Source organism: Kitasatospora sp. NPDC030952, from assembly GCF_055571335.1.
In genome coordinates this window covers 421,596-447,245 of record NZ_JBVIFM010000001.1, presented here as the reverse complement: position 1 = coordinate 447,245, position 25,650 = coordinate 421,596, and the positions used below count along the sequence as shown (strand labels likewise).

Genomic DNA, 25,650 nt, shown 5'->3' with positions numbered 1-25,650 from the left:
GGGGGAGGGGTTTTTCGGGTGGGGGGTGGGTGGGGGGAGATTACGAAGCGTCGCGGAGGACGGTGGGCGGGCCGGTCGGCCGGCGGGTCCGGTGGCCGTCTGGCCGGGGGTTGAAGAGGCCACCCGACCGCCGAGGGGGCGGGGTGGTTTCTTCTCCCCGGCCGAGGGTGGTGGGGAGCGCGCGCGGGGCGTCGTGGTGGCCGGTGTGCTGGACGGTCGGCCGGGGCTGGTGGCGGTGGGGCGGGTCATGGCGGTGGTTCTCCGTTCTGGGGTGCGTGGTGGAAAGGGTGGAAAGGTTGATAAGGGGGATGACCTGCGGTTTTGGCTGGTGGAAAGCGGGGTGGAAAGGGGTGGAAAGGGGTGGAAAGGGTCGGGGGCTGCGGGTGGTCGGGGGCTTTCCACCCCTTTCCACCCGCCTTTTCACCCGGCGTTTTCGCAGGTCAGCGGGCTTTCCACCCTTCTCACCCTTTTCACCCGGGGGGTGCGAAGAGGTAGACGGTGCGGTGGCGGCCGTCGCCGGGTACCTGGACGGCGGCGAAGCCGGGGAGTTCGCACAGGCGGGCGGTGAGGTCGGAGCGGTAGGCGGCGTTGCGGCGCTTGAACAGCCGGTACACCTCGTCACCGGTCAGCCCGTTCGGCCCGGCCGCCTTCACGGCGGCGGCGAGCTTGTCCAGGTCCGGGTCACCGGTGCCGTCGGCCATGGCGCCGAGGATGTGGGCGGCGCTGGCGCGGGCGTACCGGACCAGGGCCCAGGCGGCCCGGAGGTGGGTCTCGCCGATGCGGTCGGTGTGGTCGGTCAGGGCGTAGACCATGGCGGCGCGCTTGGCGTAGGGGGCGGCGCGGGCGGTGAACTCGGCGAGCGGGCCGTCGTCGGCCTCGTCCCCGCACAGGGCGGGGTAGATCTCCTCGCGCCAGAGCTGGGCGGCTTGCTCGGTGAGCTGGACTTCGCTGACCTGCCGGGCGTCGGAGAGGACGGTGCGCCAGGCGGTGGCGAGGTTGTCGATCAGGCCGTCCGGGGCGCCGGTGGCGTCGGGCAGCAGCAGGTTGCGGTGGACGAAGACCGGCAGGAAGCGGTTGTAGGTGCCGCCGGCCATCTCGGCGTCCTGCATCTTGGCCCGCAGTTCGCGCGGGCTGATGTGGCCGATGACGGCGATGTGCGGGGCGGTGGCGGACAGGGCCTCGCGGTTCATGACGCCGAGGTCTTCGCCGTTCCAGGCCTGGCGCAGGATGCCGCTCAGGGAGGAGCCTTCGCGGCGTCCGCGGGCCATGGTGACGCCGTACTCGGACTCGATGACCCACAGGCGCTTGTCGGTGATGCCGGGGTCCTTGTCGCCGTCTCCGTCGCGGACCGCCTCGATCAGGCCTTCGCCGGAGGAGAGGCCGGAGCGGGCGTTGGTGGCGATGAAGTCCGGCACGGCGGCCGTCAGGAGGCGCTTGACGGTGTTGGTGGCGGCGCCCTTGCGTCCGGCGGCGGTGGCGCCGACCGTGAGGGCCCAGATCAGGGCGGGGTGGCGGTCGTTGCCGATCCACAGGAACGGCCTGGGGCCGATCGCGGCACCGGCGGCGGACAGCAGGTTCACCAGCACGCCCACGGGGTCGGCCTCGCTGGTGGGGTCGAGGTCGCGGACGGTGTCCCCGGCCCAGCCGCAGAACACCTCCGGGTCCGGGACGGGGCCCGGCCGGTCGGGGCGGTCGATGCCGGTGGCGGGGTCGTACAGCGGGTTGGCGGCCTGTGGTCGGCCGTCAGCGGTGGCGGTGGGGAGGGTTTCGACAGACACGGGTTCTCCGACGGGTTCGCGGGGCGGGTCGGCCTGGGCGGACGGGTGGTCGGGTGGTGGGTCACGCACTGCTCGGACTCCTTCGACAGGGCGCTCACTGCCCCCTTAAGAGCGCTTCTCCTTGGGGGAGTTGGCGATGCTCGGCCGGGCACGCTCGCCCCGGTCCGCCGAGGAGAAGCGCTCTTAAAGGGGAGGCATTCACCGGCCGCCGGTCGGATGCTCACCGGCGCTCACGGACGGGCCTGAAGAGGCCACCGCCGCGCCTGAAACGGTGGCCGGGCCGGTGGCCGGCGGGTTGATGGCGGGGCTGGAGAAGCGCTCCTCCAGCACCGCTGTCCTCCGGCCTGAGCCGGATACTCATCGGCATTCATGGCTTCCGACCAGCGGTTTCAGGTCCACGGCCGGGCGTTTCAACCGCACCCCGGGCCGCTTCAAGGACGGGGCCGGGGTTTCAGCCCCGGTCGGTGGGCGAGCCGTGAGCGAGGATGAGCACCCCGGCGGCACCGGCGAACGCCCGTACCGATCCCGGGCCGTTTCAGGCGCGGCGGTGGCTTCTTCAGGTCCACCCGTCCCGGCTTCAACAGCGCCCGATGAGCGGCCTGTGAGCGAGGATGAGCACCCCGGCGGCACCGGCGGACACCCGCCCGGACCGGGCGCCGTTTCAGGTTCACCGGCGACCGTTTCAGGCCCGGCCCTCCGGACTTCAGCGGCGCTCGGTGAGCGGTCCGTGAGCGCCCGTGAGCGGGCGTGAGCGCTGTTGGAGCCGGGTCTGTCAGCCGGCGATGCCGGTGATGCCGACGGGGACGTTCAAGTCCTTCAGGTAGGTCCTGAAGACCGAGCGCTGGACGCGGATGTGGGAGCCGATGCGGTAGTGCGGCAGGCGGCCGGAGTTGATCTCGCGGTGCACGGTCCACTTCGTGGTGCCGAGCGCGGCGGCGATCTGCTTGACCGTCAGCGGCTCCCGGCTGGTGTGGCTGACCAGCTCGGCGAGCGAGGGCAGGTGCGGGTCGGGGTTGTTCATGGCTGCTCCGAAAGGTGGTGGTCAGGCCGCGGCGAGTCGGCGGATGCTCACCAGCGGCACGGCGGTGGTGAAGACGTGGTCCAAGCCGAGGAGGTAGGCGCCGGTGAGCGGGGCGTGGTCGAGGCGCTTGAGGTGCAGGACCGGGGCGGCGGCCGGCGGGCAGCCGTCCACCTTCGGCATCACCAGGAGCTGCTCGTCCGCCCGCACGACGTCGTTCGCCAGGCCGCCGTGGCGGACCAGGCGGACGCCGGGCACGTCCTGGAGGGCGGTGTAGAGGTCTTCGACCAGCAGCAGGCGGGTGGCCTCGTTCTGCGTCGCCGCCTGCGTCGGGTCCGGCAGCGCCAGGCGCACGCGGGTCCCGGCGGCGGCGCGCTCGGCCAGCAGGGCGACCAGGTCCGGGACGGCGTCGGCGAGGAACAGCCCGCAGGACAGCGCCAGGTCGATCCGGTCGCCCGCGCCACGCAGCAGCGTGGCCCACAGGGCGGCCGGGGCGGCGCCCCGGGTCGGGTACCAGGCCAACAGCTCGTCCCGGGGCTGCGCGCTGGTCTTGCGGCGGCTGCCGAGGGTCGGCCAGACCTCGTAGGGGTCGGCGTGCAGCAGCTTGGCCACCTGGTGGGCGTGGCGGGCATACGGGGTGCGGCCGGGCTCGTTGAGCCAGCGCTCCACCGTGCGCGGGTCCGTGCCCACCGCGTGGGCCAGGCCCTCGATGGTCATGTTCGAGGTCACCAGTGCGGCCCGCAGCCGGGCGTTGCCCGCCACCTTCGTCGCCGTGGTGCTCACGCTGCCACCGCCTTGCGGGCGGCCGGGGCCACCAGGGACACCGCCGGGGCGGCGGGCGGCTGCGGGGCGGTCATCCCGAACGTGCGGGTCACGGCCTCGGCCACCAGCTTGGTGGAGGCGTGGAACGCCCGACGCGGGTGCGACAGCGCGGTCTCGGCCAGCTCCGCGTACTCCTCGATCTGGCGGATGTCGGAACTGACGAGCGCGAACCGCAGCGCCTCCGCCAGCTCCTCCGACTTCGTCAGGTCCGAGGTGGTGAGCATCATCTCCGGGTGGAAGGCCAGCAGGCCCACCAGCTCGAAGAACCGCAGCGACATCGACACCCGCACCGACAGGCGCGGCTCGCTCTCACCTCGGTCCGCCTCGCCGAACAGCGAGACGTTGTTCTCGATCGGGCCGACCGTCAGCGACGGCTGAGAAACCAGCGGAGCGTGCATGATGGAACTCCCTTCACCGGGGCACGAAGCGGCGTACTGACTTGGCGGTTGGGGCGCCGCTTCGCTGCGTTTGGGCAGGTCAGAGAAGCGCTAAGCCCGTTCCCCGTGCTGCTTAGGGGGGCTGTCGCTCTCTTGCGATACCCAAGGTAGGCAGTCGCTATCTGTGCGTCAAGCCCCTCTAGCGGTAGGCTTGCTTCGCCCCCCTAAGCGGTGAAGGGATCACGATGCACGAGGAGCTTGAGCGGGTGGCCAACGTGGCCGTCCCGATCGAACGGGCCAAGGCGGCAATTGCCCTGATGGCCGACTACCAGAACCGGGTGGTCGAGCTGTCCCGCGTCCGCCGGGAAGCCATCGAAGAGGCGTCGGCGTCGGGCATGTCGCAGACCGAGATCGCTGCTCTGCTCGGCGTAAGCCGTGGGCGCGTCGGTCAGCTCGCGTCGGCCGGCCCCGCCCCGGAGCGCGCGTTCTTCGGGCTGGGGCCGATGACCGTGGCGGTCGCAGGTAAATATGAGGCAGGGAAGTCCCTGGAGGAGAACCCAAGCGAGGTCGTGACCAGGGAAGATCTGAGCAACTACGAGCACCTGCGCAAGCTGTTCACGGGGCTCAAGCTCGACTCGGACTACGAGGTGATCCCGCCGTCCGGCATCGTGAATCTCAACCGCGAGCACCTGATCGTCATCTGCGGCCCGCGGCTGTCCCCGATCGTGGCCCAGGTGATCGAAGGCGACGACAACCTGCGATTCCGCAAGGACGACGCCTGGCATCTGGTGGACCTGCACACCGAGACCGAGTACCGATCCCCGCTCGACGTGGACGGCACGGCCGGGGACGTCGGCTACCTTGCCCGCCTGCCTCGCCTCGACGGCAAGGGGACGTTCCTTTACATCGCGGGCATCCACGCGATCGGCGCGAACGGCGTCGTGCACTACCTGGAGAACCACCTCAGCGAGCTGTACCGCGAGGTTCGGGCGAAGCGTTTCTCCACGCTCATCTCCTGCCGTTACGACCCGAAGACCCTGGAAGTTCTGGAGAGCAGCAGGGTTACCCCGATCTACCGACACGAGGGCTGACAGATGCGCGTCTCCATCGCCACCGCTCCGGGTGGCGCGAACCCGAACGAAGACTGGGTGGCGGCCACGCCCACGTTCGCCGTCGTTCTCGACGGCCTGAGCACGGTCGGGCTGGACACCGGCTGTCGTCACGGAGTCCCTTGGTACGTCGCACAGTTGGGCGGCCATCTGGTGGCTGCGCTGGCAGAGCCCGGCCGGCCGCTGGCTGATGGGCTGGAGCAGGCCCTCGACCAGGTGGCCGCGCTTCACCCCGGGTGCGACCTCGGCAATCCCGGTACGCCATCGGCAACGGTCTCGGTCCTGCGGGCCGGAGCCGACCGCTTCGACTACCTGGTTCTCGCCGATTCGCCGATCGTCTTCGAGCGGGCCGACGACTACCAGGTGGTCACTGACCTGCGGGTGGACACCGTGGTGCCGGAACTCCGTGTTGAGACGGAACGGTTCGCCACCGGGACGCCTGAGCACACCGAGGCGGTCCGCCGGATGGTCGAGGCCCAGCGGCTCACCCGGAACACCGTGGACGGCTACTGGGTGGCCGCCTCCAGCGGCGAAGCGGCACACCATGCGCTGACGGGCACGGTGCCGCTGGCCGACGTCCGGGCGGCGGTCGTCCTGTCCGACGGAGCCTCGCGACTCGTCACGGAGTACCGCGCCGCATCCTGGGCGGACGCCTTCGCGACGCTCCGGGAGGCCGGCGCCGATGGGCTGATTTCGGCGGTCCGGAAGGTCGAGGCCACGGACCCGGATGGGCTTCGGTGGCCGCGATTCAAGTCTGGCGACGATGCTGCTGTGGCGTTTTGTCGACTGCCTTGAGGTGGCCGGTGAGGCCAATTGGAATGAAGCGCGAGCAGAATTCTTTTATGTGACTTGCGTCACTGGCATATGGTTATAAACCGGGCATTTCAATCGGATTGAGTGCGTTTTACGTGGTATCCTTTTTCATGTCACAACGGGTTGCTCCCGGCCTGTGGTAGGGGGTCATAGCCCCAGGTCAAGGACTGTTCGGTGGTGCGAGGCGCCGCCGATTGGATGCCCGTAAAGTGCGACGTCTTTAGCCGGTTGAGGCGTCCTGCTGGGCCCGCGGGATGGTTTGCGCTGGCGGGGTGGTGACTGACCATCATGGTGGCTCAAGCAAAAAGCCCGCGCACGCCGCTCAGGGGGTCCAAGCCAAGAGCGACGCGTGCGGGCTGCTGACGCCGTGGAGGCATCCCTATGAGTTTGACCCCTGTCCCGCATCCCCTGTCAACTGTCGACGGGCTTCCGTGGGCTGTCGCCGTCATCGTGGTCGTCATCGTTCTCGCGGTGCCGGCCGGGTATCTGCATCAGGCGCTCGTCGACTGCGCTGCGCTCGCTGCATTGCTCCTGGGTGGCAAGCGTGCCTCCCGGGTGGGGTGGCGCTAGCTTCTGGGCCGTCTGTGGGCCGTCCGGCGTCGATCAAGGGCGGCCAACGATGACAGCTGTCGACGACTCAGTCCCAGGTCAGAGACCCTTGATCAGGCCCGGAAAACTGACAGGCCAGACCCAGGGCAAGAAGTAACCCACTTGCCGTGAAGGCCCCGCTCCCGGTTCGCCGGGGGCGGGGCCTTCGTCGTTCAACCGGCTTGTACCGGGCGGCAGTTGGGGCTCGGCCCAAAATGGTTCAGACCATTGACGGCCGCCCGCGCCGGCTCCTACCGTGGGGGCACCGGGCTGGCGCAGGCATGCCAAGGGTTCCCCCATGTCCCGGCCGCCGCACCCCCAACGCGCGCGCGTCTGCGCCCCGGCGCACTCTCCATCCACCCCCACGGAGGAGCACCATGCGCACACGTCATCTGGTCGGGGCGGCCGTCGCCGCGCTGGCGATCCCGCTCACCCTGGCCTTCCCGGCCCAGTCCCACGGCTACATCACCGGCCCGCCCAGCCGGGCCGCGCTCTGCGACGCGGACGCGAGCGCCGTCCCGTGGGACTGCGGCGACATCCAGTGGGAGCCGCAGAGCGTCGAGGGCCCGAAGGGCTTCCCGGCGGCCGGGCCCTCGGACGGCACCATCTGCGCCGGCGGCAACTCCCGCTTCGCCGAACTGGACGACCCGCACGGCGGCGCCTGGCCGACCACACCGGTGACGGCCGGCCGGCAGCTCACCTTCACCTGGAAGTTCACCGCCCGGCACGCGACCACCGACTTCGAGTACTACCTCACCAAGCCCGGGTACGACGCCTCCCAGCCGATCACCCGGGACAGCCTCGACCTGACGCCCTTCCTGACCGTCCCCTACGGCGGGCAGCAGGTGCCGAGCACCCTCAGCCACACCGCGACCGTCCCCGGCGGGCGCACCGGGCACCAGGTGGTCGTGGCGGTCTGGACCATCGCCGACACCGGCAACGCCTTCTACTCCTGCACCGACGTCCGGTTCTGACGACCCGGACGGCCAGGAGACGAGGCGTCCCGGGGTGCACGGGCGTGCACCCCGGGACGCCTCCGGGCTCCTTCGCGGCGGGCTGCCTCAGTGGCCGCCGCAGCAGCCGCCGTCGGCGCCGCCGCACTGGCAGGGCGCCCCGGACTGGCAGCCGCAGCCGCAGCCCGGGCCGCAGCCACAGCCCGCCGCGAGGACGGGCAAGAGCTTCGGGGCGGGCGGCTCGACGGTGGTGTGGGCGGGTGCCGGTCGGGTCGGGTTGGCCTTCATCGAGCGCTTCCCTCCTAGTGACGGGCACACTCCGGTGCCCCACCGTCGAGTGAAGCCGCCGTTCGGAGGGAGCGTCAACAGGCGCGCAGTGGTGGAGCGCCCGGAAAACCGTGCACCCGCACCACCCTCGCCACAGGTTTACTCACCCCCGGGAGTGAGCGGGACTCACTCCGCCTCGGCGGCCTCGGTGGCGGCCACGAACTCGGCCACGTGCTCGCCGGTGACCAGGTAGACCACGCGCTTGGCGATCGACACCGCGTGGTCCGCGAAGCGCTCGTAGTAGCGACCGACCAGGGTGATGTCGACGGCGGTCTCGATGCCGTGGTGCCAGCGCTCGTCGATCAGGTGCGACAGCAGCTCGCGGTGCAGGGCGTCGATCCGGTCGTCGTCCTGCTCCATCTCCAGGGCCTTGTCGACGTCCTTGGTCGCGATCACCAGGCCCGCCTTGGCCACCAGGCGCTGGGCGAGCTGGCCCATCTCCAGGACGGTGGAGTGCAGGTCGGCCGGCACCGCCGACTCGGGGTAGCGCATCCGCGCGACCTTGGCGACGTGCCGGGCGAGGTCCCCGCAGCGCTCCAGGTCGGCGCTCATCCGCAGCGAGGTGACCACGATGCGCAGGTCGGTGGCGACGGGCTGCTGCCGGGCGAGCAGGTCGATGGCGCGGTTCTCGAGCTCGTGGTGGAGATCGTTGATCTTCTCGTCGGCGGCGATCACGCCCTCCGCCAGCGCCAGGTCCGCGTCGAGGAGTGCGGTGGTGGCCCGGCCCAGGGCGGAGCCGACCAGCCGGGCCATCTCGACCAGGCTGTCGCCGATCGCATCGAGTTCCTCGTGGTACGCGTCGCGCATGTTCTCTCCTCAGTAGCTGTGTCGGTGGCGGTGCCGACCGGTCAGCCCGTCCGACCATCGTTCCGGGGTTCGGGCGACCGCTGCTGGTGGCGCGAATGGTACGCGCACACCCGAGACCGTGGCCGCTGTTCGGCGCAGCGATCTCTCCCACACGGGCTGCCTGGCCAACTCTGTGCCGTTCGGGCGACGACGCACGGCCGGTGCGGTGAATCGGCAGCTACGTGAAGGTGAATTCTCGGCAACGCATGGTCGATGCCTTGACTCAGCCCTTGGGGAGTGGCCAGGCCGTGCGCTTACGCTGACCACATGGACGTGAATGTGGCCGCTGCCGCCGCCTGTGCCATAGCCGGGCTCGGCGTCGGCCTCACCGCCTCCATCGCCTTCCGCTGGAGCGAGCGCGAGCAGGCCAAGGGCAAGCACACCGGCGGAAAGCAATACGGCCGGTACCAGGCACTGGGCACCGGCGCCCCGGAGCCCCCGCTGCCGCCGGGGGTCGACACCGTGCTCTCGGTGCTCCGCTCCTGCGCGATCGTGCTGGGCGAGGGCGACGAGGTGGTCAAGGCCAGCTCGGCGGCGTACGCGATGGGCCTGGTGCGCGGCGGTGCCGTCGCCGTGGACCCGATGCTCGCGCTGGCCCGCGCCACCCGCCGGGACGGCGAGATCCGGCAGGTCGAGCTGGAGGTGCCCCGCCCGGGCGCGGCCCGCGCGGCCGAGCCGCTCGCGGTCTCCGTCCGGGTCGCCCCGCTGGGCTCCCGGCTGGTGCTGGTGCTGGTCGAGGACCAGACCGAGCGCCGCCGGGTGGAGGCCGTCCGCCGGGACTTCGTGGCCAACGTCAGCCATGAGCTGAAGACCCCGGTCGGCGCCCTGTCGCTGCTCTCCGAAGCGGTCGTCGACGCGTCCGACGACCCGGAGGCGGTGCAGCGCTTCGCCGGCCGGATGCAGGTCGAGGCGGCCCGCCTGGCCAGCCTGGTGCAGGAGATCATCGACCTCTCCCGGGTCCAGGACGACCGGCTGATGGTCGACCCGGAGCCGGTCGCGGTGGACGAGCTGATCGCCGAGGCGATCGACCGCTGCCGCCAGCAGGCCGCCGCCAAGCAGATCCTGATCGCGGCCGGCGGCATCGCCGGGCTCTACCTGCACGGCAACCGCGGCCAGCTCGCCGCGGCGCTCGGCAACCTGGTGGAGAACGCCGTCAACTACAGCCCGCCCCGCACCCGGGTGGCCATCGCCACCCGTCGGATCTCCAGCGCCGCCGCGCTCGGCGAGGCGGACGGCGAGCTGATCGAGATCTCGGTGACCGACCAGGGCATCGGCATCTCCGAGAAGGACCGCGAGCGGGTCTTCGAGCGCTTCTACCGGGTCGATCCGGCCCGCTCCCGGCAGACCGGCGGCACCGGCCTCGGCCTGTCCATCGTCAAGCACGTGGCCGCCTCGCACGGCGGCACCGTCTCGGTGTGGAGCGTCGAGGGGCAGGGCTCGACCTTCACCGTCCGCCTGCCCGCCGGCCAGGCCCCCACCGACGACGGCGACGACGACCTCGGCGGCATCGACGGCATCGACGACTTCGAGGACTACGACGACCTCGGTGACGTCGACGACGACCTCGACGACGGCCCCGACCCGGACCTCGACGGCGCCGGGTCCACCACCGACGAACCCCGCGACGACCCCACCGACGAACCCCGCGACGAGCCCGGTGCCGACACCGCCGGGCCCGCCACGGCACCCCGGACCCTCACCACGGACCGCACCCACCGTGCGGCCCGTTCGCTCCCCGCCGGGGAGCGGGAACAACCCCTGACAAAGACAACCCAGCTTGCCCCGGAGGCCTGATCGTGACCCGAGTACTGGTGGTCGAGGACGAGGAGTCGTTCAGCGACGCCCTCTCGTACATGCTCCGCAAGGAGGGCTTCGAGGTGGCCGTCGCCGCGACCGGCCCGGACGCCCTGGAGCAGTTCGAACGCAACGGCGCCGACCTCGTCCTGCTCGACCTGATGCTGCCGGGCCTGCCGGGCACCGAGGTCTGCCGCCAGCTCCGGGTGCGTTCCAACGTCCCGGTGATCATGGTGACCGCCAAGGACAGCGAGATCGACAAGGTCGTCGGCCTGGAGATAGGCGCTGACGACTACGTCACCAAGCCCTACTCCACCCGTGAGCTGGTCGCCCGGATCCGCGCGGTGCTGCGGCGCCGCGGCGAGGACGGCGGCGCGGGCGAGAACGGCGGCGGCCCGGGCGCCCTGGAGGCGGGCCCGGTCCGGATGGACGTGGACCGGCACGTGGTGACGGTGGACGGCGCCAAGGTCGACCTGCCGCTCAAGGAGTTCGACCTGCTGGAGATGCTGCTGCGCAACGCGGGCCGGGTGCTCACCCGGATGCAGCTGATCGACCGGGTCTGGGGCGCGGACTACGTCGGCGACACCAAGACCCTGGACGTCCACGTGAAGCGCCTGCGGGCGAAGATCGAGCCCGACCCGGGCGCGCCGCGCTACCTGGTCACCGTCCGCGGCCTGGGCTACAAGTTCGAGCCGTAAACCGCGGGCCCGCGAAGACGCGGAAGGCCCCTGCCGACGACTGTCGGCGGGGGCCTTCGCGTTGTGCGGCACCGGCCTTGACCGGGGGAGCGGTCCCCGGGACGCACGAAGCCCCGCGCCGACCCGGAAGGGTCGGCGGGAGGCGGTGTGCGCAGCGTCAGTGGGCGGCCGGAGCGGTGGTGCCGGAGACCGGCGCGACCGGGGCACCCGTGGTGGCCGGCGTGGTGGCACCGGTCGCCGGGGTGGCCGGAGCGCCCGGGGTGGTGGCACCGGTGGTCGGCGTGGCCGGGGCGGTGGCGGCCGGGGAGGCGCTCTTGGTGGGCGCGGCCGACGGGGTCGGGCCGTAGCCCTGGTACAGGCCCTTGTCGGAGTCCGGGCTGACGCCGGCCTGGGCGTCGACCTTCTGGCCGTCCTTGAAAGCGAAGGTGGTGGGGGCGAAACCGCCGACGTGGACGGAGGCCGAGCCGAGGGTGGCGGACGGGTTGCCCTGGCCGCCGATCGCCACCGAGCCACCGGCCGGGATGACGATGGTGGGCTGCGGGGCGCCCGCGGCGTCCGCGAAGGTGGCGTTGGCGCTGCCGACGGTGATCGACTGCAGCTCGGCCGGGGTGGTGGCCGTGTTGGAGATGTTCACGACCACGTTGGCGGGGCCCGTGTAGTCACCCGAGGCGCCGACCCCGGTGACGACAACGATGTTGTTCAGTCGAAGGTTGGTCCCAAGGGTCGCCGCCGCGTTGTCCGGCTTGACCTGCAAGGTGTCCGGCGTGTTGCTCGCGGCACAGGAGGACAGCGAGGCGATGGCGATGGCGGCGATGGCGGCGATGCTGCCGCGTCGAAGGCTGCGGCTCACGGCGGCGGCAACTCCTAGGTCAAGTGTCGACAGGTCAGGTCTCAGATTATCGACCTCACTTATGCCGTCCTCACGGGGTGGTCCCCGTGTCGCACTCCGGGGGCCGCGCGGGGGCCGGACGGCGGTACCCATGGCATGAACCGGTCACCAGCAGGACAAGCTTCGACCAAGATCGAATAACGATCTGATCACGACCCGGAAAGGGGTGAAAGCTCAAGATCCAATCATGGCTGCGGGGGTGTTGCGCAAGGGTTTCGTCGGACCTCGGAACCGCCTCCGACCTGCGGGAAGCCCGTCTCGAACATCGGTCGCAGCACGTCATGGGGGTCCTTGTCAAGCCCCGAGACCGGCCCTGACCTGCGAAAACGCCCTTCGGGTGCGCCGCAAGGCGTGTTATTCTGGAAAGCCACGGAAGGGGTCCTGTCACATGACGTTCAAGGTTGGCGACACGGTGGTCTACCCCCATCACGGGGCCGCGCTGATCGAGGCCATCGAAATTCGCCAGATCAAAGGTGTGGACAAGACCTACCTGGTGCTCAAGGTGCAGCAGGGAGACCTGACGCTCCGCGTGCCCGCCGAGAACGCGGAGTTCGTCGGCGTGCGCGATGTGGTCGGCCAGGAGGGTCTGGACCGGGTCTTCGAGGTGCTCCGCGCACCGTACACCGAAGAGCCGACCAACTGGTCCCGTCGCTACAAGGCGAACCTGGAGAAGCTCGCCTCGGGCGACGTTATCAAGGTCGCCGAGGTCGTGCGCGACCTCTGGCGTCGCGAGCGCGAGCGCGGCCTCTCGGCCGGCGAGAAGCGGATGCTCGCGAAGGCGCGCCAGATCCTCGTCAGCGAGCTCGCGCTGGCGGAGAACACCAACGAGGACAAGGCGGAGACGCTGCTCGACGAGGTGCTCGCCTCGTAGTGCGGTCGGGCTGCCGCCCAACGCCCACAGCGCCCGGTGCCGGCGTGCCGCTCCCAGGACGAACCGTCCGGGGGTGGTGCAGTGGCACTCCGGGCGCTGAGGCGTGTCCGGACGACGCCCCCCACCCGAGCCGGTCCAGGCCTGCAAGACCGTTTCTGCGCAGTTGTGCGGCGGGCAGTGGACCAGTGGTTCTTCGGAAGGGGCCCCGCGCCCGCCGGGCACGCCATGGCCATACCCACTTCGCCGAAGGAGTGAAACCTGAACGCGTCAGCAGCAGTCGCAGCAGCAGTGGTGCCCGCCGCCGGCCGGGGTGAGCGGCTGGGGCCCGGCGCCCCGAAGGCCCTGCGGGAACTGGGCGGCGTGCCGCTCCTGGTGCACGCCGTACGGGCCCTCGCCCGCAGCCGGGCGGTCGGCCTGGTCGTGGTCGCCGCGCCCGCCGACGGGGTGGCCGAGGTGGTCGCCCTGCTGGACAGCCACGGGCTGGACGGCAAGGACATCCGGGTGGTGGCCGGCGGCGCGACCCGTCAGGAGTCGGTCCGGCTGGGCCTGGCCGCGATCCCCGAGGAGGTCGGGATCGTCCTGGTGCACGACGCGGCCCGCCCGCTCGTCCCGGTCGAGGTGGTGGACGCCGTCGCGGCCGCCGTCCGGGCCGGGGCGCCGGCGGTGGTGCCCGCGGTGCCGCTGGCCGACACCGTGAAGCGGGTCGAGCCGAACCCGGGCCACCCCGAGCCGGTGCTCGACACGCCCGAGCGCGCCACCCTGCGCGCGGTGCAGACCCCGCAGGGCTTCGACCGGGCCGCCCTGGTCGAGGTGCACGCCAAGGCGCTGGCCGAGGAGTCCGCCGGCGGCGCCGACGCCCCGCCGGTCACCGACGACGCCGGACTGGTGGAGCGCTACGGCGGCACGGTCGTCGTGGTGCCCGGCCACGAGGAGGCGTTCAAGGTCACCCGTCCGTTGGACCTCGTCCTCGCCGAGGCCGTACTCGCCCGCCGGAGGGCCGCCGATGCCTACTGAGCCGATGCCTGCCGAGTCGATGCTCACTGGGTCGATGCCTGCCGAGTCGATTCCTGCTGGGCCCCTGATCCCCCGGGTGGGGATCGGCACCGATGTGCACGCCTTCGAGGCCGGCCGCCCGCTCTGGGTGGCCGGAGTGGAGTGGCCGGACGCCGAGTTCGGGCTCGCCGGGCACTCGGACGCCGACGTCGCCGCGCACGCCTCCTGCGACGCGCTGTTCTCGGCCGCCGGAATCGGTGACCTGGGCGCCCACTTCGGCACCGACCGCCCCGAGTGGGCCGGTGCCTCCGGGGTGAAACTGCTCGCCGAGGCGGCCCGACTGGTGCGCGAGGCCGGCTTCGAGATCGGCAACGTCTCGGTCCAGGTGATCGGGGTGCGGCCGAAGATCGGCAAGCGGCGGGCCGAGGCGCAGGCGGCGCTGTCCGGCGCGGTCGGCGCACCGGTCTCGGTCTCCGGCACCACCACCGACGGCCTGGGTCTGACCGGCCGGGCCGAGGGGCTGGCCGCGATCGCCACCGCCCTGGTGTACGAACGGCGTTGAGTTCGCAGCCGGTCGATCGGCCGGTCGACCTGCCGATCGGTCAGCCGGTCGATCGGCCGGAAATAGGCCGGTGTTGACGGGTGTTCACCGGATGTCGCAGGGGTCCGAATCGGTAGGGTTCGGTCCGGGCCCGTGCGGAGCTCACCCTCGGGTCCGGTACCGCCGCCGACGAGAAGAGGATTTCGATGAGTGCCCAACTCTCCGACCGTGCCAAGGCGTTGATCGACGGCAAGAGTTTCGCCGTGATCACCACGATCCAGCCGGACGGCAGCCCCCAGTCCTCGGTGGTCTGGGTCAAGCGCGACGGCGACGACATCCTGTTCTCGACCGTCGAGGGCCGCCGCAAGCACCTCAACCTGGTGAAGGACCCGCGCGTCTCGCTACTGATCAACCCGCCGGAGAACCCGTACGAGTACCTGGAGGTCCGCGGTTCGGTGGAGCTGACCACCGAGGGCGGCCGGGAGCTGATCGACGAGCTGGGCCTCAAGTACCGCGGTGAGGAGAAGTACGGGTACGACGGTCCGGACGACGTCCGGGTGGTCGTCCGGCTCTCGCCGCGCAAGGTGGTCGGCGGCATCTGACCGGTCCGGACGGGCCGCGGTTCCCCGGGGCGGTCCCGCCGTTCCCCGGGGAACGCCCGGTCCGTTCCCGGTTAATGTCGCGGGGCACCCCCCGCCGCCCACTACGCTTGACGCTGTGAGCATTCGTCTGTACGACACCAGCACCCGCCAGGTACGCGACTTCGTCCCGCTTGTACCGGGTTGTGTCTCGATCTACCTGTGCGGCGCTACCGTCCAGTCGGCGCCACACATCGGGCACATCCGGTCCGGGCTCAACTTCGACATCATGCAGCGGTGGTTCGCCTACCGCGGCTACCAGGTGACCTTCGCCCGCAACGTCACCGACATCGACGACAAGATCATCGCCAAGGAGCGCGAGCTCGGCACGCCGTGGTGGCAGATCGCCTACGAGAACGAGCGCGCCTTCAACGACGGTTACAGCGCGCTGGGCTGCCTGCCGCCGACCGTCGAGCCGCGGGCCACCGGGCACGTCCCCGAGATGATCGAGATGATGCAGGGGCTCATCGAGAAGGGCCACGCCTACGCGGTCGACGGCAACGTCTACTTCGACGTGAAGTCGTACCCCGACTACCTCGCGCTCTCCAACCAGAAGCTCGACGACCTGCGCCAGCCCGAGGGCGAGGGCGAGACCGGCAAGCGCGACCAGCGCGACTTCGCGATGTGGAAGGCCGCCAAGCCGGGCGAGCCGAACTGGGAGACCCCGTGGGGCCGCGGCCGTCCGGGCTGGCACCTGGAGTGCTCGGCGATGGTGCACAAGTACCTGGGCCCGGCCTTCGACATCCACGGCGGCGGGCTGGACCTGATCTTCCCGCACCACGAGAACGAGATCGCCCAGTCCAAGGCCTACGGCGACGACTTCGCCGCCTTCTGGGTGCACAACGCCTGGGTCACCATGGCCGGCGAGAAGATGAGCAAGTCGCTCGGCAACTCGGTGCTGGTCTCCGAGATGGTCCAGCGCTGGCGCCCGATCGTGCTCCGCTACTACCTGGGCGCCGCGCACTACCGCTCGATGATCGAGTACAGCGAGGACGCGCTGCGCGAGGCCGAGGCCGGTTTCGGCCGGATCGAGGGCTTCGTCCAGCGGGCCGTCGAGCGCTGCGGCAAGGTCGACGCGGCGCCCGAGGTGCCGCCGGCCTTCGCCGAGGCGATGGACGACGACTTCGGCGTCCCGCAGGCGCTGGCCGTCGTGCACACCGCCGTTCGCCAGGGCAACAGCGCCCTGAACGCGGACGACAAGGAGAGCGTGGTGGCGCGACTGGCCGAGGTCCGTGCGATGCTCGGTGTATTGGGCCTCGACCCGCTCGACCCGCAGTGGGCCGGGGCGGAGCGCGGTGAGGACCTCCACGGAGTGGTCGACTCGCTGGTCCGTCTGGTCCTGGACCAGCGGCAGGCGGCGCGACAGCGCAAGGACTTCGCCACCGCGGACGCCATCCGCGACCAGCTCGGCCTGGCCGGGCTGGTGATCGAGGACACCCCGTCCGGCCCGCGCTGGACGATCAACAGCCAGTAACCCCATCTGACGATCGGGGTGATGGGTGGGCCGTACCGGACCGGTGCGGCCCTCCCGCATGACGTAGCGCATGCCGTAGGCCGCCGCCGCACCGAGCGGGACGGCCGGGCATGCCGGACAGACAGGAAGTACAGCCATGGCCGGCAACAGTGCACGCAGGAACCGCCGCAACCCCGGATCCAAGAAGGGTGCGTCTGTCGGTACCGGCGGGCACAGCCGAAAGGCGCTCCAGGGCAAGGGCCCGACCCCGCCCGGTGAGGAGCGCAAGGGCCACCCCAAGCAGCGGGCCGCCAACGCCGCGGTCAAGCGCGAGCGGGACGCCAAGGCCCGGGCCGGCATGCGCCGGGCCGGCGCCGGCGGCCGCGGTGGCCGCGGCGGTGCGGGCAGCGCCGAGCTGGTCTTCGGCCGCAACTCGGTGGTCGAGGCCCTTCAGGGCGGCGTCCCCGCCAACGCGCTGTACGTCCAGCAGTTCATCGACTCCGACGACCGGGTCCGGGACGCCTTCCAGGCCGCCAACGAGCGCGGCATCCCGCTGATGGAGGCCCCGCGGCCCCAGCTGGACCAGATGACCGGCGGGATGAACCACCAGGGCCTGGTGCTGCAGGTCCCGCCGTACGAGTACGCCCACCCCGAGGACCTGCTCGCCGAGGCCGCCGACGCCGGCCAGGACGCGCTGATCATCGCGCTCGACGGCGTCACCGACTCGCGCAACCTGGGCGCCGTGGTCCGCTCCGCCGCCGCCTTCGGCGCGCACGGCGTGGTCATCCCCGAGCGCCGCGCGGCCGGCATGACCGCCGGTGCCTGGAAGACCTCCTCCGGCGCCGCGGCCCGGCTGCCCGTCGCCCGTGCCACCAACATGACCCGGGCCCTGGAGGCGTACCAGAAGGCCGGCCTGATGGTGGTCGGCCTGGCCGCCGACGGCGAGGCCGAGCTGGGCGACCTGGAGCTGCTGACCGGCCCGGTCGTGATCGTCGCGGGCAGCGAGGGCAAGGGCCTGTCCCGACTGGTCGCGGAGACCTGCGACATGCGGGTGCGGATCCCGATGAGCGGTCTGACCGAGTCGCTGAACGCCGGTGTCGCGGCGGGCATCGTGCTCTACGAGGCCGCCCGACTGCGCGCCAAGCGCTGAGCACGGCGGGCACCGCGCCCGCAGGAGAACTTCTGAATTCTCCGCGATCCGAGTGAAAAGCGATCGGGCCCGACCGGGTCCGATCGCTTTTCTCATGATCACTTCAAGTATGCGCCGGACATCCACCCGAGAGAGTGTCCTAAGCGGCCGTCACCCGGTTAGACGGGCGTGGACGTGGACACCAGAACACCTCGGCGCCCCCTGTTCGGCGGCGGCAGCACCGGGATAGACGCGGGCCCCGGGCTCGACACCGTCAAGGTGTCGTCGGACCCCGCGCGGCTCAGCAACACCCAGGCGAGCTTCCGGCTCCGGCTCGGCACCCCGGTGGCGCCGCTGATCGAGGCCCCGGCCGGACTGCTGTCCACCGGCGCCGCGTTCGGCGACCCGTACGCCAACCAGGGCCTGATCCGCCGTCCCCTGGTCACCCCGCAGGTCGTCGTGCCGGCCTCCGCCGTCCCGGCGCTGGCCGGGGCCACCGGCGGTGCACCGCGCCGCAAGGGCCGGGTCACCGCCGTCACCTGGACCGGCCAGGCCGCCCCCGGGGACCTCGCGGCCACCCGGCTGCTGGAGGCGGTACGGACCAGCGGCGCCCCGGCCGGCGCCGACCTGGACGAGGACACCCAGGTGCTGCCCGCCTACGCCGGCGCCCGGACCGTCCCCCGCCAGCCGCGCGAGGGCAGCGGCACCGCCACCGACGCCGGCGTCGGCCCGGTCGGCGAACCGCACGGCTGGACCCCGAGCGGCGAACTGCCCGAGGTCTCCGCCACCGCCGCCGACGGCAAGCAGCCCTGGTACCCCGGCCGCCGGGTCGACCTCGGGCTGGTCCTGCTGCCGCTGCGCGCGGTGCTGGGCTCGCTCTCCGTCTACGCCGGGTTCAGCAAGCTCTGCGACCCGGTGTACTTCGACGGCGGCGAGCGCGGCTCGATGATGCGCTGGCTCTCCTCGCTGCACCCGTGGAAGGTCGCCGAGCCGCTGCTGGCCTTCGCTATGGCCCACCCCGTCGGCTCCGGTCTGGTGGTGTCGTTCACCGAGATCGTGGTCGGCGTGCTGACCCTCCTCGGCCTGTGGCAGCGGCTCGCCGCCGGGGCGGCGATGCTGCTCTCCGCCGCGCTGCTGTTCACCGTCAGCTGGCGGGCCGTCCCGGTGTACGACACCCCCGACCTGATCTTCCTCGCGGCCTGGAGCCCGCTGCTGATCGCCGGGGCGCCGTTCGCCTCGCTCGACGGGCGGCTCAACCTGGAGGCCTGGCGCCGGATCGGCGCGGGCGCGCCGGGCGCCCTGCGCCGCCGGGTGCTGCGGCGCGGCGCGGTGGTCACCACCGTCGTGGTCGGCCTGACCCTGCTGCTCGGCTCGATGCTGGGCGCGGCCGTCCGCACCGGCGCCCGGCCGCACCAGGCACCCGGCCGACCGGCCGGCGAGTACGGCACCCCGGTCTGGCCGTCCGGCGGCCCCTCCGGCGCCCCCGGCGGCCAGGGCACGTCCACCTCGCCCGCGCCCGCCGCCCCGCGCCCGGCCACCCCGACGCCGAGCGCCACCGCGCCCTCCAGCGCCCCCGCCAAGTCGGCCGGTGCCACGCCCAGCGGCAAGCACTCCGGCAAGGCCGAGGCCGGCGGCTCCTCCCCGGCGCCCGCCGCCCCGCAGGCCGGCTCCGGCTCCGCGCCCGCCCAGCGCACCCCGGCTCCCGGCGGCTCGGGCACGGCGCCCAAGCCCAGCCCGAGCAACGGCTCCGGGCTGCTCGGCGGGGTGCTGGGCAGCGGTCCGGTGCTGGGCAGCGGCCCGCTGTCCGACCTGTCCGGCGGGCAGTCCTCCCGTCCGGGGACGCCGACCGCCACCTGAGGCGGCCGGACGCGCTACGGCCGGGTGCTCCGTGGGGGAGCACCCGGCCGTAGTGCTGTGGCGTGCCCGCCGGGGCGTGGCGCTGTGGCGTGCCCGCCCGGCCGTGGCGCTGTGGCGTGCCTGCCGGGGCGTGGCGCTGTGGCGTGCCCGCCCGGCCGTAGTGCTGTGGCGTGCCCGCCGGGCGTCAGCGGGAGCTCTCGCGGTAGGCGGCCAGCTCCTTGGCCGCCTCGGTGAGGTCCTTCGCGGTGTCGATCGCGCGCCAGTACACGCCCTGCGGCAGCTGGTAGCCCGCGAGCCGCTTGCTGCGGGCGAGTTGGGGGAAGGTGGTGCGCTCGTGGTCGCCCACGTCCGGCAGCAGCTCGGCGAACTCCGGGCTGAACACGTACAGGCCGGCGTTGATCAGGAAGGGCGAGGGCGGGGCCTCGATGAAGTCCAGCACATTGCCGAACTGGTCGGTCTCCACGGCCCCCCAGGGGATCCGCGGCCGGGCCAGCGCGAGCGTCGCCACGGCGTCCCGCTCGTGGTGGAAGGCGGCCATGTCGCGCAGGCTGAAGCGGGTCCAGATGTCGCCGTTGGTGGCGTACCAGGGCTCGTCCGGGCGGGGCAGCGCCTTCGCCGCGTACTTCAGGCCGCCGCCGCGCCCGAGCGGCTCGGCCTCGACCACCGTGCGTACCCGCAGCGGCAGTTCCGCCCGGTCGAGCCACTCCTCCAGCACGTCGGCGAGGTGGCCGCAGGACACCACGACGTCGGTGACGCCCTCGGCGGCCAGCCAGGCCAGCTGGTGGCCCAGGATCGGCGTGCCCGTCCCCGGGATCTCGACCAGCGGCTTGGGGCGGTCGTCCGTGTAGGGGCGCAGCCGGGAGCCCTGGCCGCCGGCCAGGATCACGGCCTGGGTGACGGGCGTCGTGGTCGGCCGGGGCTGGGCCTGCTGGGGCTGCGGGGACGCGAGGTCGGCGGCGGGGCCGGAGTCAGCGGTCATGGCTGAACAATAGGGCGCCCGGCGGGGGTTGACGCGGTCCGGCGGTCAGTCGGGGTCGGTCCTGATCCGTCGGGGTCCGTCGGGGTCCGTCGTGAGCGCCGACTGTCGGCTGCGGCTAGCCGGCTGTGGTCAGCCGACGACGCCGGCCGCGAAGGAGCCGTCGCAGACCGGGCGGGCGAAGGACCGGGCCCGCTGCACGTCGCCCTGGTACTTGCGCACCGCCGCCTTGCCCAACTCGGTGGCCAGCGAGGTGCAGTACGGCGTCAGGGCCGGCTGCTCGCGCATCGAGCGCTCCAGCAGGTCCAGCGCGGCGGACGGGTTCTTGGCGCGCAACTCGTCCAGCAGCGCCACCCGCAGCGACTCCTGCGGGGCGAGGCCGTCGGTCTTGGTGGCGGCGGTGGCGGAGCGCCCGATGCCGGCGCCGTCGCCGCTGGACGCCGCCACGACCTGCTGATCGAGCCCGGTCGGTGGGGCCCAGGGGACCCGGGTCACGGCGAGGGTGCCGGTGGTCACCAGGACGACCGGCAGGGTCAGGGCGACGGTCTGGCCGATACGGCGCACAAGCTGCTTCACCCTCAGGAGAGTAGCGGTGGGTGCGGGCCGGATCGCCCTCCGTCACGCCATCGAGTGACACGGTGTCCGGGTTCGTCCCTGCACCGTGTTGACGCGGGGGTGTACGGACGGAGCCCGTCGGACCGGGGACGGTCCGACGGGCTCCGCAGGAGGGTCTGCGCGAGGGTCTGCGCGCCGGGGATCAGCGGCCGAGGCGGGCCCCGGTGCCGGTGGAGAAGACGTGGGTCTCCTCGGCGGTCGGCACGACGTGGATCGTCTCGCCGCGGGCCGGGATCTGGCGGCCGGGCACCCGGACGACCAGGTCCTTGTCCACTCCGCCGATCTGGGTGGTGCCGTAGACGAAGCCGTCCGAGCCGAGCTCCTCGACCACGTTCACCGTCACCGCGACGCCCTCGATGCCGCCCGCCGGGACGATCTGGAAGTGCTCGGGGCGGATGCCGACGGTCACCGTCTTGTCGGTGAGGGCGCCGGCCAGGTCCTCGCGGGAGATGTTGACCACCGAGCCGCCGAACTTCACCCCGCCGTCCACCAGCGGCACCTCGACCAGGTTCATGGCCGGCGAACCGATGAAGCCGGCCACGAACAGGTTGGCGGGCTTGTCGTACATGTTGCGCGGGGTGTCGACCTGCTGCAGCAGACCGTCCTTGAGCACCGCGACCCGGTCGCCCATGGTGAGCGCCTCGGTCTGGTCGTGGGTGACGTACACGGTGGTGATGCCCAGGCGGCGCTGCAGGCCCGCGATCTGGGTACGCGTCGACACCCGGAGCTTGGCGTCCAGGTTGGACAGCGGCTCGTCCATCAGGAAGACCTGCGGCTGGCGGACGATCGCCCGGCCCATCGCGACGCGCTGGCGCTGACCGCCGGAGAGCGCCTTCGGCTTGCGGTCCAGGTACTCGGTGAGGTCGAGGATCTTCGCGGCTTCCTCGACCTTGGTGCGGATGTCCGCCTTGTTCACGCCGGCGATCTTGAGCGCGAAGCCCATGTTCTCCGCGACGGTCATGTGCGGGTAGAGCGCGTAGTTCTGGAACACCATCGCGATGTCCCGGTCCTTCGGCGGCAGGTGGGTGACGTCCCGGTCGCCGATCCGGATCGCGCCGCTGTTGACGTCCTCCAGGCCGGCCAGCATGCGCAGGCTGGTCGACTTGCCGCAGCCCGACGGGCCGACCAGCACGAGGAATTCGCCGTCCGCGATCTCCAGGTCCAGCGCGTCCACCGAGGGCTTGGTCGCCCCCGGGTAGGTGCGGGTCGCCTGGTCGTACGTGACAGAAGCCATGGTCGTTCTCTCCTTCACCGGCAGGAACGTGCCGGACGATCCGAGTAAAGGGGGTTCGTTCGTCTCCGTCGGCCCGTCAGTGGTCTGAACCACTACCGGACCGGCTCCCGGCGACGCTACCCGCGCTCCCGCCGCTTGTCAGCCCCCGTCCGCCCCGATTTAGGCATCGGTTCCATCACGCCCACCCAGCCCGCCAACACCCGGATATCCCCCCACCCCACCACCCCGGCCCGGTAGACTGCCCCCGGTGCCGCCGTGATCCTTCGCGGACGGCCACCGTGCCTCCTTAGCTCAGCTGGCCAGAGCACCGCTCTTGTAAAGCGGGGGTCGTCGGTTCGAACCCGACAGGGGGCTCCGCAGCGGGAAGGGCCGGCTCGATCACGATCGAGCCGGCCCTTCGGCGTTGGTGGGGGGAGGGGTCAGTCCGGGGGGAGGGTGAGGGTGGCGAGGGCGCCGCCGGCGGGGTGGTTGGTGAAGGTGAGGGTGGCGCCGATGACGCGGGTGTGGCCGGTGGCGATGGTGAGGCCGAGGCCGTGGCCGCGGCCGCGTTCGGGGGCGTTGGTGCGGAAGCGCTGGGGGCCGTGGTGGAGGAGGTCGTCGGGGTAGCCGGGGCCGTGGTCGCGGACGGTGATGCGGCGGCCGTCGACGTGGAGTTCGACCGGGCCGGCGCCGTGGCGGTGGGCGTTGACCAGCAGGTTGCCGAGGATGCGGTCCAGGCGGCGCAGGTCGGTGCGGACCTCCTGGCCGGCGGTGATCCGGACCGAGACGTCGAGGCCGGTGAGGGTGACGGTGCGGCGGACCGCGCGTTCCAGCGGGACGGCGGAGAGGTCGGGGGACTCCACGTCGGCGTCCAGCCGGGAGACCTCCAGGAGGTCCTCGACCAGGGCGCGCAGCGCCTGGACCCGGTTCTGCACCAGCTGGGTGGGGCGGCCGGGCGGCAGCAGTTCGGCGGCGGTGACCAGGCCGGTGAGCGGGGTGCGCAGTTCGTGGGCGACGTCGGCGGTGAAGCGCTGCTCGTCGGCCAGCCGTCGGTGCAGGGTGCGGGACATCAGGTCGACGGCGGCGGCGAGGTCGGCGACCTCGTCCTTCCCGTCGACGAGTTCGCCGATCCGGGTGTCGGTGCCGCCGGCCGCGATGCCCCGGGCGGCGGTGGCGGCGGTGCGCAGCCGGCGGCTGATCCGGTCGGCGACCAGGACGCCGGCCAGCACGGTGGTGAAGACCGCGGCGACGACGGTGATCAGGATGATCCGGTCCAGGTCGGCGATCGCCCGGCGGTCCTGGGTGAAGTCCACCCGGACGGAGAGCACCCCGTCCTGGACCGGGCCCGCCGCCCACATCGACTCGCCCTGCCGGTCGGCGGCCAGCAGCGAGCCCTGCCGGCCCCCGGTGGCGAGGTCGTGCAGCCGGGTGGGCAGGGCCGGGTCGTCCAGGGCTGCGCCGGGGGCGCCGATGCCGCGGCCGTAGTCGGTCAGGGCCGAGCCGAGGGCAGTGAGGGCCGCGCTGCGGGCCTGGTCGACGTGCTGACGGATCATCGCCTGGTGGACCAGCAGACCTACGGCCACCGCCACCAGCACGGAGATGGCGGCGACGGCGGCGGCGATCTGGCGGCGCAGGGTCATCCGGCGCAGGATCATGCCGGGCGCCGCAGCTTGTAGCCGAAGCCGCGGACGGTCTCGATCCGGCCGGAGCCGATCTTGGCCCGCAGCCGCTGCACATGGACGTCCACCACCCGGGTGTCGGCGCCCCACTCGTAGTCCCAGACCCGCTCCAGCAGGCCGGAACGTTCCAGCACGATGCCGGGCGCGGCGGTGAACTCCAGAAGCAGGCGCAGCTCGGTGGGGGTGAGCGGGACGAGTCGGCCGTCCACCCGCACCTCCATGCTGTCGGTGTCCACCTGCAGGCCGTCGAAGTGGCGGACGGAGCGGGCGGCTTCGCCGGTCGGGGCGGCGTCGGAGCCGGCCGGGGTGGCTTGGGCGGGCTGGGCGGGCTGGGCGGGCTGGGCGGCCGGGGCGGCCTGGGCGGATTCGGCCTGGGCGGGTCCGGCCGGCGGGGCGACCCGGATGCGGCGCAGCACCGTACGGATCCGGGCGACCAGCACGGCGCTCTCGAACGGCTTGACCACGTAGTCGTCCGCGCCCGCCTCCAGCCCGGACACCACGTCCACCGGGTCGGTGCGGGCCGACATCATCAGGATCGGCAGCTGACTCTCCTCCCGGATCCGGCGGCAGAGGCCGACCCCGTCGAGCAGCGGCAGCATGACGTCCAGCAGGAGCAGGTCGGGGCGGACGGCGTGGAAGGCCTCCAGCCCCTCCAGGCCGTCGGCGGCGGTGGTGACCGGGAAGCCGTAGCGCTCCAGTGCCATCCGGGTGGCCTCCCGGATCACCTCGTCGTCCTCGACGAGCAGGATGTGCGGCTGGGCGGGGGCGGCTGCGCTGGTCATCGCTTCGCTTCCGGGAGGACGGGGACGCCGGACGGCTGGGGAGTGGCCCGCGGGGCGTACGGGGACGGCACGCCGGTGAGGGTGGGCTGCCTCGCGCCGCCGCCGGCGGGGCGGGCCGGGGCGGGCACGCGGTCGGGGCCGGTGACGGTCGGGGGTTCGGTGTTCTGGTCGGCGGGCGGCAGCAGGCCGACGCCCTCCACCCGCCGCTCGACCAGGGCGAGCCGGTGCCCGTCCCAGTGGTAGTGGCTGCTGGTGCGGGTGGTGTAGGTGGTCGGCTCGTACAGCCACAGGTCGGAGTCGATGGTCGCGGCGCTGAACCCCTGCTGGACCTGGACCCGCAGGATCGGCAGGACCCGGTCGTCGGCGAGCGAGTAGACGTGCAGCACGAGCGATCCCGGGGTGGTGACGGCGGTGATCAGCTCGGGCCGGCCGTCGCCGGTGAGGTCGCGGAACTCCGGGGCCCGCACCTCGCACTCGGTGCAGGACTGGAGCGCGCGCCGCTCTTCGGCGGTCACCGCCGGGTCCTTGGTGAGGAGGGTGCGGACGTCGACCGCGGCGAGGTCGCGCCCCGGGACGGTCAGGTCGGGGACGGGCTGCGGCGGGGCCTGGGTGGCCGAGTCGGCCGGGGAGGTGGCCGGCGGTGGCGCGGTGGCCAGACCGGGCCAGAGCGGCTTGGCCACCGCGGACGGGCTCGGCGGGGCGACGGCCGCCCGCGGGCCGTCGTCCCGCAGGCCGCCGGGGGCGGGTCGGCCGAAGGCCAGCACGCCGAGGGCGGTCAGGGCGGCGAGGACGGCGAGGGCGGCCGCGGGCACGGCGCCGCGGCGGCGGGGCGGGGTCGGTGGTGCCACGGTCGCTGCTCCCCCTGGTGCTCGGGCGGTCGTGCCTGCGGTT

At 72.5% G+C, this 25,650-nt stretch carries 25 protein-coding genes and 1 tRNA gene; 13 read left to right on the top strand and 13 right to left on the bottom strand.

Translation table 11 applies throughout. The features are described from left to right. Window positions 1–470: 470 nt before the first annotated feature. The 4 genes from ACZ47G_RS02110 to ACZ47G_RS02095 all read right to left on the bottom strand — a co-directional run bounded on the left by ACZ47G_RS02110 (window position 471) and on the right by ACZ47G_RS02095 (window position 4,016). Window positions 471–1,778, bottom strand: coding sequence for a DUF3987 domain-containing protein (locus tag ACZ47G_RS02110; protein ID WP_465739513.1), 1,308 nt, complete (start codon window positions 1,776–1,778; stop codon window positions 471–473). A 772-nt stretch (window positions 1,779–2,550) separates the two neighbouring features. Beyond that, window positions 2,551–2,799, bottom strand: a complete 249-nt coding sequence (locus ACZ47G_RS02105) for a helix-turn-helix domain-containing protein (protein ID WP_465739512.1) — start codon at window positions 2,797–2,799, stop codon at window positions 2,551–2,553. A 21-nt stretch (window positions 2,800–2,820) separates the two neighbouring features. Further along, window positions 2,821–3,579: a helix-turn-helix domain-containing protein gene (locus tag ACZ47G_RS02100; protein ID WP_465739511.1), complete on the bottom strand. Its 759-nt coding sequence runs from the start codon at window positions 3,577–3,579 to the stop codon at window positions 2,821–2,823. Next, window positions 3,576–4,016, bottom strand: a complete 441-nt coding sequence (locus tag ACZ47G_RS02095) for a hypothetical protein (RefSeq protein ID WP_465739510.1) — start codon at window positions 4,014–4,016, stop codon at window positions 3,576–3,578. The genes ACZ47G_RS02100 and ACZ47G_RS02095 overlap by 4 nt, the downstream gene beginning before the upstream one ends. 224 nt (window positions 4,017–4,240) lie before the next feature. Between ACZ47G_RS02095 and ACZ47G_RS02090 the strand changes: the two genes are divergently transcribed. From ACZ47G_RS02090 to ACZ47G_RS02080, 3 genes are all read left to right on the top strand, one after another. Further along, window positions 4,241–5,086 carry an RNA polymerase sigma factor sigma-70 region 4 domain-containing protein gene (locus ACZ47G_RS02090; protein ID WP_465739509.1) on the top strand — a complete coding sequence of 282 codons (846 nt, stop codon included), beginning with the start codon at window positions 4,241–4,243 and terminating at the stop codon, window positions 5,084–5,086. 3 nt (window positions 5,087–5,089) lie between these two features. After that, the gene (locus ACZ47G_RS02085) at window positions 5,090–5,899 is read left to right on the top strand and encodes a hypothetical protein (protein ID WP_465739508.1); all 810 of its coding nucleotides are present in this window, start codon (window positions 5,090–5,092) and stop codon (window positions 5,897–5,899) included. Window positions 5,900–6,882: 983 nt separating this feature from the next. Then, window positions 6,883–7,479, top strand: coding sequence for a lytic polysaccharide monooxygenase (locus tag ACZ47G_RS02080; protein ID WP_465739507.1), 597 nt, complete (start codon window positions 6,883–6,885; stop codon window positions 7,477–7,479). A gap of 87 nt (window positions 7,480–7,566) precedes the next feature. On the opposite strand, the gene ACZ47G_RS02075 is transcribed toward ACZ47G_RS02080, so the two are convergent. Both ACZ47G_RS02075 and phoU read right to left on the bottom strand, forming a co-directional pair. After that, on the bottom strand, window positions 7,567–7,746 hold the full coding sequence (locus ACZ47G_RS02075) for a hypothetical protein (RefSeq protein WP_380461258.1): 180 nt from the start codon (window positions 7,744–7,746) through the stop codon (window positions 7,567–7,569). A gap of 165 nt (window positions 7,747–7,911) precedes the next feature. Continuing rightward, entirely contained in the window at window positions 7,912–8,592 is a 681-nt protein-coding gene (phoU, locus tag ACZ47G_RS02070) for a phosphate signaling complex protein PhoU (protein WP_465739506.1), read from the bottom strand. Between the two features lie 306 nt (window positions 8,593–8,898). On the opposite strand from phoU, the gene ACZ47G_RS02065 reads away from it, so the two are divergent. Beyond that, entirely contained in the window at window positions 8,899–10,425 is a 1,527-nt protein-coding gene (locus tag ACZ47G_RS02065) for a sensor histidine kinase (RefSeq protein ID WP_465739505.1), read from the top strand. A gap of 2 nt (window positions 10,426–10,427) precedes the next feature. Then, on the top strand, window positions 10,428–11,123 hold the full coding sequence (gene phoP / locus ACZ47G_RS02060; protein ID WP_030061050.1) for a two-component system response regulator PhoP: 696 nt from the start codon (window positions 10,428–10,430) through the stop codon (window positions 11,121–11,123). A gap of 157 nt (window positions 11,124–11,280) precedes the next feature. Here the strand turns inward: phoP and ACZ47G_RS02055 are convergent, their stop codons facing one another. Beyond that, entirely contained in the window at window positions 11,281–11,973 is a 693-nt protein-coding gene (locus ACZ47G_RS02055; protein ID WP_465739504.1) for a DUF461 domain-containing protein, read from the bottom strand. 427 nt (window positions 11,974–12,400) lie between these two features. On the opposite strand from ACZ47G_RS02055, the gene ACZ47G_RS02050 reads away from it, so the two are divergent. From ACZ47G_RS02050 to ACZ47G_RS02020, 7 genes are all read left to right on the top strand, one after another. After that, window positions 12,401–12,883, top strand: a complete 483-nt coding sequence (locus tag ACZ47G_RS02050; protein ID WP_030244332.1) for a CarD family transcriptional regulator — start codon at window positions 12,401–12,403, stop codon at window positions 12,881–12,883. A 258-nt stretch (window positions 12,884–13,141) separates the two neighbouring features. Further along, window positions 13,142–13,897, top strand: coding sequence for a 2-C-methyl-D-erythritol 4-phosphate cytidylyltransferase (gene ispD, locus ACZ47G_RS02045; protein ID WP_465740019.1), 756 nt, complete (start codon window positions 13,142–13,144; stop codon window positions 13,895–13,897). A 34-nt stretch (window positions 13,898–13,931) separates the two neighbouring features. Next, window positions 13,932–14,438: a 2-C-methyl-D-erythritol 2,4-cyclodiphosphate synthase gene (gene ispF, locus ACZ47G_RS02040; protein ID WP_465740018.1), complete on the top strand. Its 507-nt coding sequence runs from the start codon at window positions 13,932–13,934 to the stop codon at window positions 14,436–14,438. A gap of 185 nt (window positions 14,439–14,623) precedes the next feature. Beyond that, window positions 14,624–15,019: a PPOX class F420-dependent oxidoreductase gene (locus tag ACZ47G_RS02035; RefSeq protein ID WP_465739503.1), complete on the top strand. Its 396-nt coding sequence runs from the start codon at window positions 14,624–14,626 to the stop codon at window positions 15,017–15,019. Window positions 15,020–15,134: 115 nt separating this feature from the next. Next, entirely contained in the window at window positions 15,135–16,529 is a 1,395-nt protein-coding gene (cysS, locus tag ACZ47G_RS02030; protein WP_465739502.1) for a cysteine--tRNA ligase, read from the top strand. 136 nt (window positions 16,530–16,665) lie between these two features. Continuing rightward, the gene (gene rlmB, locus ACZ47G_RS02025) at window positions 16,666–17,658 is read left to right on the top strand and encodes a 23S rRNA (guanosine(2251)-2'-O)-methyltransferase RlmB (protein ID WP_465739501.1); all 993 of its coding nucleotides are present in this window, start codon (window positions 16,666–16,668) and stop codon (window positions 17,656–17,658) included. Between the two features lie 258 nt (window positions 17,659–17,916). After that, the gene (locus tag ACZ47G_RS02020) at window positions 17,917–19,494 is read left to right on the top strand and encodes a DoxX family membrane protein (RefSeq protein WP_465739500.1); all 1,578 of its coding nucleotides are present in this window, start codon (window positions 17,917–17,919) and stop codon (window positions 19,492–19,494) included. Window positions 19,495–19,678: 184 nt separating this feature from the next. On the opposite strand, the gene ACZ47G_RS02015 is transcribed toward ACZ47G_RS02020, so the two are convergent. The 3 genes from ACZ47G_RS02015 to ACZ47G_RS02005 form a co-directional block, all read right to left on the bottom strand. Continuing rightward, window positions 19,679–20,473 carry a nucleotidyltransferase family protein gene (locus ACZ47G_RS02015; protein WP_465739499.1) on the bottom strand — a complete coding sequence of 265 codons (795 nt, stop codon included), beginning with the start codon at window positions 20,471–20,473 and terminating at the stop codon, window positions 19,679–19,681. 129 nt (window positions 20,474–20,602) lie between these two features. Next, complete coding sequence (locus tag ACZ47G_RS02010; protein WP_270146161.1) at window positions 20,603–21,046, bottom strand: hypothetical protein; 444 nt, start codon at window positions 21,044–21,046, stop codon at window positions 20,603–20,605. A gap of 181 nt (window positions 21,047–21,227) precedes the next feature. Next, on the bottom strand, window positions 21,228–22,319 hold the full coding sequence (locus ACZ47G_RS02005) for an ABC transporter ATP-binding protein (protein ID WP_380461268.1): 1,092 nt from the start codon (window positions 22,317–22,319) through the stop codon (window positions 21,228–21,230). A gap of 280 nt (window positions 22,320–22,599) precedes the next feature. Between ACZ47G_RS02005 and ACZ47G_RS02000 the strand changes: the two genes are divergently transcribed. Next, window positions 22,600–22,673: transfer RNA gene (locus ACZ47G_RS02000), tRNA-Thr, on the top strand. A gap of 65 nt (window positions 22,674–22,738) precedes the next feature. Here ACZ47G_RS02000 and ACZ47G_RS01995 read toward each other — a convergent pair. The 3 genes from ACZ47G_RS01995 to ACZ47G_RS01985 are packed head-to-tail and all read right to left on the bottom strand — an operon-like array spanning window position 22,739 to window position 25,607. Continuing rightward, window positions 22,739–23,938: a sensor histidine kinase gene (locus ACZ47G_RS01995; protein ID WP_465739498.1), complete on the bottom strand. Its 1,200-nt coding sequence runs from the start codon at window positions 23,936–23,938 to the stop codon at window positions 22,739–22,741. Window positions 23,939–23,949: 11 nt separating this feature from the next. Next, the gene (locus tag ACZ47G_RS01990) at window positions 23,950–24,759 is read right to left on the bottom strand and encodes a response regulator (protein ID WP_465739497.1); all 810 of its coding nucleotides are present in this window, start codon (window positions 24,757–24,759) and stop codon (window positions 23,950–23,952) included. Continuing rightward, complete coding sequence (locus ACZ47G_RS01985) at window positions 24,756–25,607, bottom strand: hypothetical protein (RefSeq protein ID WP_465739495.1); 852 nt, start codon at window positions 25,605–25,607, stop codon at window positions 24,756–24,758. The genes ACZ47G_RS01990 and ACZ47G_RS01985 overlap by 4 nt, the downstream gene beginning before the upstream one ends. Window positions 25,608–25,650 lie beyond the last annotated feature (43 nt).